The 14,828-nt window shown below is 64.1% G+C and carries 10 protein-coding genes and 1 tRNA gene; 4 read left to right on the top strand and 7 right to left on the bottom strand.

Going from position 1 to position 14,828, the window contains the following annotated elements:
* Positions 1-309: 309 nt before the first annotated feature.
* From FJY68_04845 to FJY68_04825, 5 genes are all read right to left on the bottom strand, one after another.
* The gene (locus FJY68_04845) at positions 310-1,476 is read right to left on the bottom strand and encodes a type II/IV secretion system protein (protein MBM3331165.1); all 1,167 of its coding nucleotides are present in this window, start codon (positions 1,474-1,476) and stop codon (positions 310-312) included.
* Between the two features lie 81 nt (positions 1,477-1,557).
* Positions 1,558-3,249: a hypothetical protein gene (locus FJY68_04840; protein ID MBM3331164.1), complete on the bottom strand. Its 1,692-nt coding sequence runs from the start codon at positions 3,247-3,249 to the stop codon at positions 1,558-1,560.
* 317 nt (positions 3,250-3,566) lie between these two features.
* Entirely contained in the window at positions 3,567-5,741 is a 2,175-nt protein-coding gene (locus FJY68_04835; protein ID MBM3331163.1) for a hypothetical protein, read from the bottom strand.
* 93 nt (positions 5,742-5,834) lie between these two features.
* Positions 5,835-6,095, bottom strand: coding sequence for a T9SS type A sorting domain-containing protein (locus tag FJY68_04830; GenBank protein ID MBM3331162.1), 261 nt, complete (start codon positions 6,093-6,095; stop codon positions 5,835-5,837).
* A gap of 54 nt (positions 6,096-6,149) precedes the next feature.
* The gene (locus tag FJY68_04825) at positions 6,150-6,728 is read right to left on the bottom strand and encodes a hypothetical protein (GenBank protein MBM3331161.1); all 579 of its coding nucleotides are present in this window, start codon (positions 6,726-6,728) and stop codon (positions 6,150-6,152) included.
* 290 nt (positions 6,729-7,018) lie between these two features.
* On the opposite strand from FJY68_04825, the gene FJY68_04820 reads away from it, so the two are divergent.
* Together FJY68_04820 and FJY68_04815 are read left to right on the top strand one after the other, a co-directional pair.
* The gene (locus FJY68_04820; GenBank protein MBM3331160.1) at positions 7,019-7,573 is read left to right on the top strand and encodes a hypothetical protein; all 555 of its coding nucleotides are present in this window, start codon (positions 7,019-7,021) and stop codon (positions 7,571-7,573) included.
* A 224-nt stretch (positions 7,574-7,797) separates the two neighbouring features.
* Entirely contained in the window at positions 7,798-10,692 is a 2,895-nt protein-coding gene (locus FJY68_04815; protein MBM3331159.1) for a HEAT repeat domain-containing protein, read from the top strand.
* A gap of 106 nt (positions 10,693-10,798) precedes the next feature.
* Here the strand turns inward: FJY68_04815 and FJY68_04810 are convergent.
* Positions 10,799-10,872, bottom strand: a tRNA-Met gene (locus FJY68_04810).
* 96 nt (positions 10,873-10,968) lie between these two features.
* Between FJY68_04810 and FJY68_04805 the strand changes: the two genes are divergently transcribed.
* Together FJY68_04805 and purL are read left to right on the top strand one after the other, a co-directional pair.
* Positions 10,969-11,481, top strand: coding sequence for a hypothetical protein (locus FJY68_04805; protein MBM3331158.1), 513 nt, complete (start codon positions 10,969-10,971; stop codon positions 11,479-11,481).
* A gap of 84 nt (positions 11,482-11,565) precedes the next feature.
* Positions 11,566-14,436, top strand: coding sequence for a phosphoribosylformylglycinamidine synthase subunit PurL (gene purL / locus FJY68_04800; protein ID MBM3331157.1), 2,871 nt, complete (start codon positions 11,566-11,568; stop codon positions 14,434-14,436).
* Here purL and FJY68_04795 read toward each other — a convergent pair.
* Positions 14,433-14,816 carry a hypothetical protein gene (locus FJY68_04795; GenBank protein MBM3331156.1) on the bottom strand — a complete coding sequence of 128 codons (384 nt, stop codon included), beginning with the start codon at positions 14,814-14,816 and terminating at the stop codon, positions 14,433-14,435. The two genes, purL and FJY68_04795, sit on opposite strands and share 4 nt — an antisense overlap.
* Between the last annotated feature and the right edge of the window lie 12 nt (positions 14,817-14,828).

Raw genomic sequence — 14,828 nt, 5'->3', positions numbered from 1 at the left:
TGCAGGTCAAGCAGGTCTGCGACGGCGCCGGCGTCTCGGTCATCCAGCTGCCGTTCTACCTCTGCTTCGGCCGGGAGATGTGGGCGCTGACGCGCAAGGACATCTCCGGCGAAACGATGTCGAAGGAAGCGGCGGTGCAGGTGGCGAAGTGGAAGGCGCGCGGCCTGACCGAGGCCGTGTTGCAGGCCATCCGCACCGACGTCTTCAACGTGGTAGCGCCGGTTGCACCGTAACGGCTCGGTCTGCTATGCGGGCGGGGTTCCGCTGCCGGACCCCGCCCGCGACTATCTACAGGGGTGTCTTGCCGACCTAGACCGGCGCGTCCTGAGTGACGCGGATGACTTCTTCGGCTGTGGTCAGCCCGGCGCGAGCCTTGGCCGCCGCGTCTTCCCGCAAGGGTACCAGGCCCATCTTGACCGCAAGCTGTTTGATGTCGTCGGCCGATTTGTTCTCCATCACCATCCGGCGAATCGTCGAATCCAACGGCAGGAGTTCGTAGATGCCGATGCGGCCGCGGTAGCCGAGGTCGTTGCACTCCGGGCAGCCGACGCCGCGTTTAAACTTGGCGCCCGACTGAGCGCCGAGGCGGCGGAGGATCGGTTCGGGCGGCACGTACGACTCCGCGCACCGCTTGCAGACCCGGCGCACCAGCCGCTGGGCCAGCACGCCGAGCACGCTCGAGGAGATGAGGAAGGGTTCGACTTTCATGTCCACCAGGCGGGTCAGGGCGCCGGCCGCGTCGTTGGTGTGCAGGGTGGAGAGGACGAGATGGCCGGTGAGCGCCGCCTGGAAGGCGATCTCAGCCGTCTCGGAGTCGCGGATCTCTCCCACCATGATGATGTCCGGGTCCTGGCGGAGGAGGGAGCGGAGCCCTTCGGAGAAGGTAATCCCGGCTTTGCGGTTCACCTGGCACTGGCGGATCCCGCCCAGCCGGTACTCGACCGGGTCTTCGATGGTGACGATGTTCTTCTCTTCGCAGCGGATGTCATGCAGAACCGTGTTCAGGGTCGTGGTCTTTCCCGAACCGGTCGGCCCGGTCACGAGCAGGATTCCGTGCGGCTGGCGGAAGAGTTTCTCGAACTCGGTAGCCATGCCCGCGCCCATGCCCAACTCGGTGAGAGAGAGCGGTTTCTGCGCCCGGTCCAGAAGCCGCAGCACCACCGATTCGCCGTAGATGGTCGGGAAGGTGGAGAGACGCACGTCGATGGTGCGGGCGGCTACGCGCAGGTCGAACCTTCCGTCCTGCGCCATTCGCTTCTCGGAGATGTCGAGGTCGCCCAGCACTTTGATGTGAGCGGTGATCGCCGGGCCCATCGCCAGGGGCGGGCGATCCGTATCTCTGAGCATGCCGTCCACTCTTATCCGCACCCGCACCTGGTTTTCCTGCGGTTCAATGTGGACGTCCGACGCGTTCTCGGCCACGGCCCGCGCCAGCAGGTCGTTGACGAACCTTACCGCGGATTGGTCTTCGGCCATTCTCTACTCCGGTTAGTTATGAAGCTTGGCAGACTCCGTGGGTGACGTGCCGGTCGGGCGCACTGGCGTCACGGTGGTTCGCTACTTCTTTGCCGGGCCGAACCTGCGGACCGCCCGGAATGCCGCCGCGACCGCACCCGCGGCCGCACCCAGCCCGGCAGCTGCCGGCGCGGCAGAGAATACTCCGTCTAGCCCGAGGGTCTTGAACTGGCCGGAAGCGAAGAAGAGGCCGGTCCGAATTAGGGCGCCGGCCACGGCGCCGGCAATCAGGAACCCGGGAAGCCGCCAGGCGAACCGGGAAGCGAAGTCCCTCAGGCCCCAGTTGCGCCGGGCAGCGCGGTTCTTTTCGGCCTCAGCTGCGAGGGCGCCCATCTGGCCCTCGAGGCGCGGAATGTGTTCATCGCCGGCCCGCGTATACTGGACCGCATCGGCGAGGTTGGCCGTGGCCCGACGCAGCGGCGTCGTCGCGTCGCCCGCCAGCAGCAGCACATCCTGCAGGGCGAAGAGCGTGTCATCGGCCGCCAGGCTTCGGCAGCGGGAGAACATGGTCTCGGCCTCGGCCAGCGAGGCCTCGGCGCGGGACACCACCCGGCCGAGCCTCTCCAGCGCGCGGCGCGCGTTCCGGTCTTCTTCGTCAAACGAACGCCTGACATCGGTCGTGACGCCCGGCATCTCGGCGTAGTCGGCCGGATAGCTTGCAGCCCGCGCTTCGACGTTGCGCAGTCGCGTCTCCAGTCCGGCCAGCCGGGTCTTGAGCGCGGCTGCCTCGGCCTTCATGCCTTCCAGTTCCGAGCCGGGGATGACGGCCCGTTCCGCCCGCCGCCGGGCCTCGGCCTTCAGTTCATCCAGCATCTGACGCATGGCAACAGCTACCGGGGCCAGGTCGAGGTCCGAGTCCAGGGTCAGCGCGAAGCGCCGGTCAAGGGCCAGCGCCCCGCCGGTCGCGGTCACCGCCTCATCGGTCCGGCCGAGCAGTGACGCGTACTTGGCCCGGTGGTAGTAGGCCTGCGAGAGTTTCGGGCTTACCTTGCACGCATCGACGCTCAGCCCCAGCGCCTCTTCGGTCCTCCCCAGCAGATGGCAGGCAATGGAGAGGTGCAGCATCGCCTCGGCTGCCGGCGCAGCCATTTCCGGACGGCGCCGGACCGCGCCCTGGCCGTAGCGAACGGCGCGGCGCAGGTGCGACTCAGCCTCCACCGGGTCGAACACGCTGTCGTCGCGCGACACTCCGTAGAGGTAGACCCAGCCGATTTCGAACTGGACTGAGAAGTCGGTGGGGTAGCGGTCCTCGGCTTTGCGCAGCCACTCCAGCGCCTCCGGGAAGAGCAGCTCAGCGGCTTTGGCACAGCCCTCGGCGTAGAGTTCGCGCGCCTCGGCCCAGCGCGGGTGGAGCAGGGCGTCCGGCTGCGGACCCTGTCGTTCGTCGGGGGCATTCAGGATATCGCCCAGCAGCTGCATCAGGCCTCCCTGGACCCGCAGTTCATTGAGCAGCGGGGCCAGGGGATAGGCGAACTCGGCTCCCAGGTCGTGGAACGGGTGCTGCGGTTCCCGGGTTCCCCGTTCCAGCGCCGCAGCCAGTTGCCTTCCGTCAAGGATAAGACGGTCACCTGCAGATCGGGTTCCATCGGCGTCCGGTCGGCTGGCTGCATCCGGACCGGCTATCGTCTGCCGGGACAACTCGGAGATCTCCATCTCGACCCGCTCGGCACGGACGCCGGCACGGATCTGTTCCGGCCACTCGGCAGCAGACGGCAGGCTACGCGTTGTGTTCATGTTCTGACGGCGGGATGACGCGCCCACGCCGGCGGTCAAAGACGAAGTGTCCGTGGACCCGGTCGGCGTTTCCTTTCCCGCTTGGCGGAGCCGGGCGGAGGCCTGACGGCATGCCGACAGTCTAGACCGACGGGTTCATCGTGTCAAATCGGCTTGGGAGGAAGATGGCGATGCCGGGGAGTGGGCCGAGGAACAGGAGTCACTTTCCCGGACTCCTCTACCATCCGGCGGATTGGATGCTGCCTGACAACGGTCGTCGTGTGGCTATCGGGTAGCGGCGTGGAACGAACCCGACAGCGCGGACAGGCTGTGTCCGCTTACCTCTGAACCACCAACTTGAAAGCGGCGGCCCGGCCCGGGCCGACTCTGACAAGATAGACCCCGGTTGGAAGGCCTTTGAGGTCAATCCTCTCTTGCGGGGCCGGGTTGGGAATCCCGAGCTTGAGAACGGTACGTCCGTCAACACCTATGACCGTTACGTCGAGACGGCCGGAAATGCCGGGGCCCACTACCAGGGTTGCACAGCCTCGACTGGCAGGAGTGCCGTGCAGCTCGAAGCGGGGGAGACGGCCCGCGGGCTGCGCCTCACTGACCGCGCCGGGCGTGTACTCGTCCGCGCCGATGTCGGGCGAGAGCGCGTCGCGCTGGTCGAGCTCGAGGTCGTAGAGGAACCCGGCAATGGGGATTCCCGAGTCGCGGCAGGGCGATGCGGCGGCAAGATGGTAGTTGTCGCCGGGCACGAATAGCGGGTCGCGTGAGAGGCTGTGCGGGTCAGGCGCAGCCGGATGCGCACGCCACTGGGCAAGCCCGGCAAAGACCGTGTCGTTCACGCGGGCGACGCTGCCGCCGCCTGAAGCGTACAGGTCGTTGTAGTCGCTGGCGCCGGGGGCGAACGGGAATGGGCCGTCGACTCGGAAGCAGGCCGAAGAGCCGAGACCCCGGTTCCAGACAATGTTGTCTTTAGCTTCGGCTCCCGTTCCCTCTGCCGCGAAGAAGTAGACGCCTGCGTAGCCCGCACTCTCCGGTCCGACAATTGTATTGTAGTAGATCCGCGGCGACTGGGCGTGAACCAGTTCAATGCCGCTGCGGGTCCAACCGCGCAGGCAGTTGTTGGCTACCACCAGACCCCGGCAGTCGGCCGCAACGATGCCTTTCTCGGTTGTCCCCAATACTGTCATCCGCGTAAGGGTATCGTCGTTGCAGCTGTCGCCCAGTGCTACCGAAACCGGGGCATCGCAGATGAGCGAACAGGGGCTCACGCGCACGCCGCTGCTCTGGAGGAAGGAGATAGCCGCATCTGCGGCAGCGCCGTGCACCCGCGCGTGGACGAAGCGGCTTCCTGAGGATTGACTGGCCGAGACCGCCGTGCCGTAGCTGCCGTAGATCATCGCCCAGCGGAACACGCTGCCGGGCGCAGAGTCGAGCAGGACGCCGATGGCGGTATCGCTGTCCACGTTCACGACCTGCAAGCTGTCCACGAGGCAGTTGGGCGAGTGGTCGAGTTCGAGGCCGCGAACTGGCCCGCTCTGGATTGTCAGGCGCATGAAATTACAGCCTCTGGACCGGATGACTCGCGCCCCACGTTCGGCCGTCCCGGCCATCATGAGGGCCGTCGAGTTGAGAGAATCACAGGACTCGATGTAGACGGCCTGCTTGTTCGTACCGTAGATCAACGTGCTGTCAATGCACACCAGTGGAGTGTTGAGAATGTGCAGTCCGTAGTCGGTACGTCCGTGGACGGCGAGGTTATCCACCGCCATCCGCGGCGAGTTGACGACCCGGTACCCGGTATCACTTGCCGTCTTGATGCCGGTCATCATCGTCACGTTGTCGTTGCCGCCGACAATCGAGATACCGGTGTTCAGCGTGCCTAGTATCGAGCACCTGTAGACCCAGGTGAACCGGCAATCCCGGAAGTCGATGCCCCGGCTTCCCGACGCGCGCATCGCTCCCTGCACGCGTGAGGAGTCGAGGCGGAAGTTCAAGGCCCGGTCCACCCGCAGGCCGGTCGCGGCGGAATCGGAAACCATCCGGCAGGTCCAGACCAGTCCCGAGTCCGAATCGGCAAACCGGATGCAGGCGCTGCCGGTGTCGCGCACGCCTTGAAACCGTAGGTTCTGAACCGTGACGTTGTGCGTGCTCTCAACCGAGAATGCGTAGCGCGCGCCGCCCGCGTCGATAGTCGCACCGGTTGATTTGGGCAGGAACCTGGTAGTGTAGTTGCGGCTGCCAGCGACGCTTCTGAGCGCGACCGGCCCGGAATAGACGAACTGGGCTATCGGGAACTCGACATTGCCACCCAGGCCACGTGCGTTCAGCGCGTTGGCCGCGGCCTGCACCGTCGCGAAGCTGTCTACTCCCGGCCCGCCGGACCCGATCGGGTAGATACCGCTCATGGGTTGAGAAGACGCCACAGCCGCTAGAAGCGCGCAGACAATCATCGCGCAACCAGCGGAACGGGCCGCGCGGCCCCCGACTACCAAGTGTGACATTATCAGATGATAGCTCGGGTCGCCGCCGGTGCAAACCCGGCAGCGAAAGGGCGCGGGCTCCCGAGGGAGCCCGCGCAGCGAGGAAGTAGGACTCTAGTCGGCGGCCCTTACCATGCGCGTGCTCTGTTCTCCGGCGCGGAGGACGTATACGCCCGGCTTGAGGCCGTAGCCGCTGAGGACGCGGGAACCTCCTGCCGGTAGCGTGCGTACGAGACTGCCGGCCGCGTCATAGAGACGCAGGTCGTCTCGGAGCGACAGCGGTGCGGCGCAGCGTATCGTCGTGGCGGTCGTGAACGGGTTCGGTCTCGCGACAACCTCTGAGTTCAGGTTGGGCGAAGTGCGACCCTCTTCGATAGCGGTCGGGGAGAGCGATACATTGTCGGCGGAAACTTCCGCCCAGCCGCCGCTTCAGGTGCCGTTGTCGTATGCGTACAGGTCGATCGTAGCCTTGGCCACGCTGTCCGGGTTTATGCCCGTCAGGTTGGTGGTCAATTCATCCTTCAGGTTGAGCGTGTAGCTGTGCCAGGCACCGGTGGTGTCGGCTATCTCGATCAGGTGGACCGTGTCGCTGTTTGTCCAGGTCGAGTACACGCTGCTCAGGCATATGCGCGTGTTGCCGAGTTCGAGCCCGGACGCGTCGGCGTACCTGATCCAAACAGAGGCTACCGGCCAGCAGGTCGACGAACCGCCGCCGATCTTGAGCCGGGCATCGAAATTCAGCGTCAGATCGGCAGTGGGTACGTCGACCGTCTGTCGCAGTGACGCGTAGCGGGCGAGCTCTTTGTGGACCTTGGCGGCGAAGCCCGAAGTCGGCTGCCCGAATGTGTCCGCGCGCTCGAAGAGATACGTTCCGGCCTCGCTCTTGATCGCTTGGACCCAGCCGACATCGATTGTCTGTTCAAAATCGCCGTTCGCCAGCAGCTCATAGGCCACTCCTGTCGAGGCGAGCATAAGGAAGAAAGCAGATACCAGGAGTATCTTTCGCACGAACATACCTCCAGATTTAGTCGGACCGGCGGACTAGACAAGACATTATCCTTGATGTGACGGCTGGTGTCAATGAATCTCCACTTACTCCTGCTTGCCGGTGGCTTGAAGCCACAGTTCCTATGGCCGACCCGCCAATGTCGTTACGATCTTCAAGCATGGTCTGCAGTGGATCTGCGTTCCTGGTTCGGGCTGCTCACCATCTCACGCTGCGCAGTACCGGCCGGATGCCCGGGGTTCGGGTCTGAGTCGGCGTTGACTTGGGCGCAGTTATCGGATAGAAACTGTGGGTGCGTATCCGCGTGCGGCGCGAGCCGGCGACACGACGCCTTCTCGCTCTGACTGCCACCGCCATGTTCATAGTCGCAGGTTGTGGAGCGTTCTACACCGGCAACCCGCGCTACGCCCGGGGTAGACCGCAGCCGAGGCCGGTTGCAGTCAAACCCGGTCTGAAGACGGTTGTGGACAAGAGGAGAGGGGTTCTGCCCTGGCCGGCACAGGGGCAGGTAGTTACACGGTTCGGCACGGTTGTCGACCCGAAGTACGGGACCGTTACCAAGAACACCGGGATCGACATCTCCACAAGGAACGGAGGTCCTGTCGTTGCCGTTGACTCGGGTACGGTCAGTTTCGCCGATATCTTCATGGGCTATGGCCGCATGGTCATCCTCGACCACGGGAATCGGGTCCACAGCATCTATTCCAGGCTGAGCGAGGTGAAGGTGAAGGTCGGCGGCAAGGTGGCCAAGGGCGGCGTCATTGCCATGTCCGAAGACACGCTGCACTTCGAGTTCCGGGTCGGCGGCAAGTCGGTCGATCCGCTGGAATGGCTGGTACCAAGGTGAGGAACCGGATAGCTCAGAAGTCAGAAACCAGAATGCAGATCACGGGAGCAAGGAACCGGACTTCACCACCAAGACACAAAGACACCAAGAGAGCCCCAGGATCCGAATGGGTCTAAAGTCAGACACTGGAGCACTTGAGCACTGGGCCACTCGAACACATGTCTGGGGAGTTTGACATTCGCGGAAGCAGGTATAGATTCACCTGCCTACTAAGGAGAACAAAGATGCGTAAGCTGCTCGTGGTTCTGTCACTGGCCCTGGCCGCGGTTGTGGCCGCGGATTCGCTGCCCGCGGTCAAGGGTATCGATTCGCTGAGCATGTCCGCCATCAAGCTCGGGATGGATGCGAATGGCATGCAGGTGGAGGAGCTGGGTTTCTTCAAGCAGTGGGCGGTTGACAGCTTCTTCAGACTGAAGGTGGTAGACCGGCTGCTCGATCATCCGCTGGACGTGGTAGCATACACCGAGTCCACGGCGACCCGCACCATCCTGCTTGAGTCGCTGCCGGCTGGGAAGATGCTCGACCAGTGGCGGGTGCTGGACTGCGGGATCACTCCCGGTGACTCGGCAAAGCTCTGGCGCGAGGTCGAGGCCGAAGCGAAGAAGCAGTTGCCCGGCACCGAAGCGCTCGGCGCGCTCGCCCGGCCCATCAATCTCCTGCTGGGCAGCTATCGGGTCGGAGACAAGTACCTGAAACAGGCCGTAGCGAAGCTCTCGCCCTACGAACTGGACGGGCTGCTGGGCGAGGCCGCCGACTTCTGGAAGGACGAGGACGACTCGCTTGAGAAGTCGTTCAGCGGCAAGCTTCACCGCGAATTCGGCAGGGAGTATGACACTAGCCGTCAGTTCAAGCTCGAGACCTTGTGCGTGTACGTGCGCAAGCTCGACCGGCACGCGTTGGCCATGTCCGGGCTGGCCGTGACCATGGCCGCGGCTGAGGCGCGGAGGCTCGTCGCGTCCAGCCCGTGGCCGATGGCGAACGAGGCTGAGGCCCGGACCGCACCGGGCGTTGATGGTGGTGTCGCATTCCGAGCCGAGTCGGAGTGGGGGACCGTGATTGTAGGCAACCGTGGTGACAACGTGTACCGCGATGACTGCTGCATCATCATTGATCTGGGAGGGAACGACCGGTACATGAACCGGGCGGGTGGCGCGGTCGGGATGCTGTCCAAGCCGTTCAGCACGGTGCTCGACATGGCGGGCAACGACTACTACTGGTCGGACCGGCTGTTCAGCCAGGGCGCAGCTTTGTTCGGCGCGGGCGTGCTCATCGACTGTCAGGGCGATGACGTATACCGCGCTAAACACTATTCGCAGGGCGCGTCCATCTTCGGCACCGGTCTCCTGTGGGACCTGGCCGGCACTGACCTGTACGACGCCGGTTTCTTCGCCCAGGGCGCGAGCGACTTCGGGAACGCTCTGCTCGCGGACAATAGCGGCAACGACAGCTATCGTTGCTGGTGCTACGGCCAGGGATTTGCCTCGACCTGGGCGGCCGGGACACTAGCCGACTTCGAAGGTAACGACGTGTACCGGGCCGGCGGCAAGTACCTGCACGTGCCGTTGCTGCCGCACGAGTACCGTTCGTTCTCGCACGGGTTTGCCATCGGGCGCAGGCCGGATGCGGGCGGCGGTGTGGCCTTTCTGTGCGACCGCAGCGGGAATGACTTCTATGATGGCGAGGTCTTCTGCCAGGCTACCAGCTACTGGTACTCCCTGGGCATGATCTGGGATGGGTCAGGCTATGACCACTACACTGCGGCGCAGTATACGCAGGGCGCGGGTATCCATCTGTCGGTCGGCGTTCTCGTTGACGAGGAAGGCTGCGATACCTACATCACGCGCCTGGGTCCGGCTCAGGGCCAGGGTCACGACCTGTCGGTCGGCGCGCTGGTTGACCGGAAAGGCGACGACTACTACTGCTGCTCCGGCGGTCAGGGCATCGGCCTGACCAACTCGGCCGCGTTCCTGATTGACGAGGACGGCAACGACTGCTACGTGACCCAGGACTCGTTGCTGGGCCAGGGGTCGAGCAACTTCGCGCGTGGATTCGGAGGCATGGGCATCTTTGCTGACCTGGCGGGTACGGACAAGTACAGCCAGCGGAACGTGGCGACCGAACGCGCCTTCTGGACCAAGGGTACTTACGGATCGGGCCTGGACTTCGACCGGCCGGCGTCGGTCGAGAACTTCGAGCCGGACGTGGACACCTCGCTCGCGAGCATCGACACGACAGATATCGCGCCGGTCGAGAGCGTGTTCAAAACCGCTTCGATGTGGCGGGTCGGGAACGTCATCAAGAAGGTGGAGCGGGCGCGCAAGGAGCTGGTCAAGCTCGGGCCGAAGGCGCTCGCCTACGTCGCCGAGAAGAAGATGGACACGAAGGACGGGCTGGAATCCGAGGCGATAGAGGTACTTGTCAAGGCCTGGCCTGATTCCGCGAAGCCCTACTTGTTCAAGGCGCTCCGGGATGACCGGTATCTGGCTCGGAACAACGGCGCCTACTTCCTCGGCAAGCTGGGCCGGAGCGCGTTCGACGCGGTGGAGTCGGTCTACGTCGCGCTCAAGGCGAAGCGGATCAGCCCGCGCCGGGGCGTCTACTCTCTCGGCGACATCGGTGACTCGCTGGTGGTGCCGCGGGTACTATACCTGCTGAAGGACAAGATGGAGATCTCGCGGATTGTCACCAGCGAAGCGTGCGGCAAGCTGAAGAACCCGGTTGCCGTTCCCGAACTGATTCGGACGCTGGCGGACCGGTACTTCACGGTCCGGTCCGCGGCGGAGGCGGCTTTGGTTGCCATGGGCCGGCCCAGTCTCGAGCCGCTGCTGGCCGGCATGCCCGGCCTCAAACCGGTGGCGCTGGGGCACGCGCTCAGGACTGCCGGTGCCCTGGTTGCCAAGCTCGATACCACGCAAGCGGACAAGGACCTGCGGGTCCGCTGCCGTTCCACATTCGCTTCCCATGTCTCCAACCCAGACAACTTCGTACGGATACAGGCGGTGGCGGCGTGCGGCACGGTACTTGATGACTCCCTGCGTATCAGTCTCGCGGCGCGGAGGCTGGAAGAGAAGGACTGGTTCGTCCTGACGAAATACAGAGAAGTGCTGGGAGCGAAGTAGCGGGAGTAGGAGAAACCAGCAGTGCTGATGACATCGCTGCGCCACCGTCATGCGCGCGAAGCGCCACACCAAGGCAGGCGGCGCGGGCACGGGATAGGTTGGGGAGTAGCGGGGGCTGGATTTGAACCAGCGACCTTGAGGTTATGAGCCTCACGAGCTTCCGGGCTGCTCCACCCCGCAATCAGCACACGTATTAAAGCAGAACCATGGCCATAGTCAAGGATAATGATGCGTTTGCGGGTGCAGATGTCTTCCGGCAGCGAGGTGTAACGGGTCGTGAGTGAACAGCGGACTCCGGATTCCGGGCGGCGGCGCACGGGTAGCACGCCGACCTCGGTCGGAGTGGTCCTGGCCGTGGTGGCGCTGGCCGTAGCGCTGTTCGTGGTCGTCAGGAGCTTCCGCGGCGTCAAACCCGAGCCGCTTCCTCCATCTCTGCGAACTGCTCCTCCCGATACCGCGCTTGTAGTCTTCCGCGCCTCCTATCGGAAGAAGACCCTCAACCTGGCGGCCCGCTGTCGCCTGACTCGGGAGCGGCTCCGGCATAACTTCACGCCTTTGCAGGATTCACTGAGCCGCGAGTGCGACAGCGCTATCGCCGTCCTGCAGGTTGACCTGGCCGCGCTGGACTCCATCAAGCGAGAGAACCGGAAGACAGCGGCGGACAGCTTCAGGTCTGAGTATGTGAGTACGAGGGCGAAGGTGAACGCCTTCACGCGTTCCAGCCTGGGAGCCGGACGGGTCAGTGAGGATTCGCTAGACAAGGAACTGGAGAAACTGATCAGCGAATAGCGGAACGGACAAGCTTAGTCTCTCCATCGGGCACGCTCCAGCGTGCCTTTCTTGACTCAAAGTGAGTTTCGCTTATCTTGGCCTGTGCTCTGGCGTATAGAGACTACCAAGACGACAACCGATCCCGAAGCCAAGGCGCTCGAGTCCGACATCCGGGACATAGCGGGCGGCGAATCCGCCGATGTCCGGATTACGCGCCTGCACTACCTTGAGGGTGATATTGGCAGGGCGGAAGCCGAACGGATTGCCGCCGAGGTGCTCTGTGACCCGGTTTGTGAAAGCTTCCGCGTCCTGCCGGCGGCTGTCGGGTCCACCGGCACAGAGGTCCTGTACAATCCGGGAGTGATGGACCCGAGCGTGGAGAGCATCGCCCGGTCGCTGTCCGACCTCGGTTTTGAGCACGTTGAGATCCGCAGCGGCCGTGCGTATGAGTTCGAATTCGGCGGCGGCCGGGGCCGACGCAATGACGACTCGACACGAAGGCTGGTAGTCAAAGGGTTGCTGGTCAACCCGGTAATCCAGCACACGGCCAAACCCGGCGAGCAGGTCTTCGTCCATACCAGGCCATACCGTTTCCGCAAGGGCGTAGTGAAGCTGCGCGGGCTCAGCGCGCCGGAGTTGGTGGAGCTTTCCAGGCGCGGGCTCCTGGCTCTGAACCGGGCCGAGATGCGGGCTCTGCAGAAGTACTTCGAGGGTCTTGGCCGCGACCCGACCGACGTCGAACTGGAGACGTTTGCCCAGACCTGGTCCGAGCACTGTCAGCACAAGACGTTCAAAGGCGTGATCGACATCGACGGCCGGAAGGTGAAGAACCTGCTCAAGTCAACGGTGTTCAGGCTGACCCAGGAGTTGAACCTGCCATGGTGTCTTTCGGTGTTCCATGACAACTCCGGCGTGATCGAGTTCGATGAACGGTACGGCGTCAGCTTCAAGGTTGAAACGCACAACCATCCGTCGGCACTTGAGCCGTACGGAGGTGCGGCGACGGGCATCGGCGGAGTCATTCGTGACTGCCTCGGCACCGGACTCGGTGCCAAGCCGATCCTGAACACCGACGTATTCTGCTTTGCGCCGGTCGACACCCGATCCGAGGATGTGCCGCGGGGCGTGCTGCATCCGCGCCGCGTGATGAAGGGTGTCGTTGCCGGCGTACGTGACTACGGCAACCGGATGGGTATTCCGACTGCCAACGGAGCCGTGTACTTCGATCCGGGCTTTCTCGGTAACCCGCTCGTATTCTGCGGGACGTTGGGCCTGATTCCGAAGGACAAGATCGAGAAGCACGTTCGACCCGGCCAGCAAATCGTCCTCCTCGGCGGCAGAACCGGGCGGGACGGAATCCACGGCGTGACATTCGCTTCACTCGAGCTGCACCAGAAGTCCGAGGAGATATCCGGCGGCGCGGTGCAGATTGGCAACCCGATTGAGGAGAAGAAGGTGACGGACCTGATTCTCGCTGCCCGGGACCGGGGGTTGTTCAGCACCGTTACTGATTGCGGGGGTGGAGGGCTTTCTTCTGCAATCGGCGAGCTCGCCAGCCAGGAGGGTTGCGAGGTGTGGCTTGATCGCGTGCCGCTGAAGTATGCCGGGTTGTCACCGGCCGAGATCTGGATTTCCGAAGCCCAGGAGCGTATGGTTGTTTTCTCCGATCCGGACAAGGTCAAGGAGTTGCTCGAACTGGCTGCCGCGAATGACGTCGAGGCCACGGTGATCGGCAGGGTGACCGGCAAGCGTCGGCTCGTGCTCAAGTTCCGGCGGCACCAAGTGGCGGATGTCGACATGGGATTCCTGCATCGAGGCTGGCGGGGCACGTCCAAGAAGGCACATTGGCAGCGCCCGGAGACCGCCGACCCTTCGGTGCCGATAGGGCTCGACCTGACCGGGGAGATACTCAGGCTGCTGCAGGCCCCGAACATCGCGAGCAAGGAGTGGGTCGTCAGGCAGTACGACCACGAGGTGCAGGGGACTTCCGGGCTCAAGCCGTTTTCCGGACGGAACAACAACGGCCCGAGCGATGCCTGCGTGGTGATGCCGGTACGAGGCTCCCCGCGCGGGTGCGTGGTGGCGTGCGGACTGTGCCCCCGGTTCGGCCTGATTGATCCGTACTGGATGGCGGCGTCGGCCATCGACGAGGCCCTGCGCAACTGCGTCGCGGCCGGAGCCGATATCGAGCGGATCGCCCTGCTCGATAACTTCTGCTGGGGCAGTCCCGATCGCCCGGACCAGCTTGCCGGTCTGGTCAGAGCGGCTGAGGCCTGTTACGACATCGGACGGAAGTACCGCGTCCCCTTCATATCCGGCAAAGACTCGCTCTACAACGAATTCAAGTCCGAGTCCGGCGAGTCGCTCCCGATTCCGCCGACGCTGCTCATCTCCGCCGTCGGCGTCATCCCGGACGCTTCGCGCACCACCACGCCTTACCTCAAGGGTGGAGGTTCACTCATCTACATCCTGGGAGAGACTCTTGAGGAACTGGGGGGCAGCGAGTACTTCCGTCGTCACCAAGGCCTGGGACGCGAGGTCCCGAAGGTCGACGCATCTCGGGGGCGCCGGACTTTGGTCGTGATTGGCAGTGCCATTCGCCAGGGCATCGTGACTGCCTGCCATGATCTCTCGGACGGTGGCCTCGGAATAGCGCTGGCTGAAATGTGCTTCTCGTCGGCAGTCGGCGCGCGGATAGCGCTGCGCAAGGTTCCCGGGAGTCAGCGTTTCAAGCGCGACGACTTCCTGCTCTTCAGCGAGTCGAACAGCCGGTTTCTGTGCGAGGTATCACCCCGTGAGCGGGGAGCTTTTGAGGACCTGGCTGCCGGTCTCAGAGTCCCTTGCCGGGCGCTGGGGCGAACTCAGGAAGCCCCGGAGCTCATCATTGATGGGTTGCGGGGAGACGTTGCCGTACGACTGAGTCTGAGCGAGGCTGAGAGTGTGTGGCGCAGTGCCCTGACCCGCCGGCTCTAGAGCTCGACTGCCTGGACCGAGGTCCTACCGGTCTCTACCAGAAACGGAACCAGTTCGTTGAACGGCTTCTTGCGTCGGTGATAGAGAAACCGGACCAGCATGGCCAGGTTGGTGCCGGTGAGTACGGCGACGTGAGGGTGGCTGCGCTTGACTTCAGTCCCGGCGTTGGCACAGCTCGAGCCGAGCATGTCGGCGAAAACCACGACGTCGCCTTCGGGCAGGCTTTCTATCGCCTGGTCAAGCCTTCCGCACAATTCCCCGATCGGGCATTCGAGATTGGAGAGTGTGCGGACGCCCTCGGTATCGGGCACGATGGCACGCGCTGCCTCCAACAGGGCTCGCGGCAGGTCGCCCTGGCCGGTGATGATCGCACTGACCACAGCCGGCCTACC

This window comes from candidate division WOR-3 bacterium (genome assembly GCA_016867815.1).
In the GTDB taxonomy this organism is placed as follows: Bacteria; Hydrothermota; Tepidihabitantia; order Tepidihabitantales; family Tepidihabitantaceae; genus UBA2258.
Note: the sequence above shows the minus strand (reverse complement) of the source record. Positions and strands in the feature narration are given on the sequence as shown.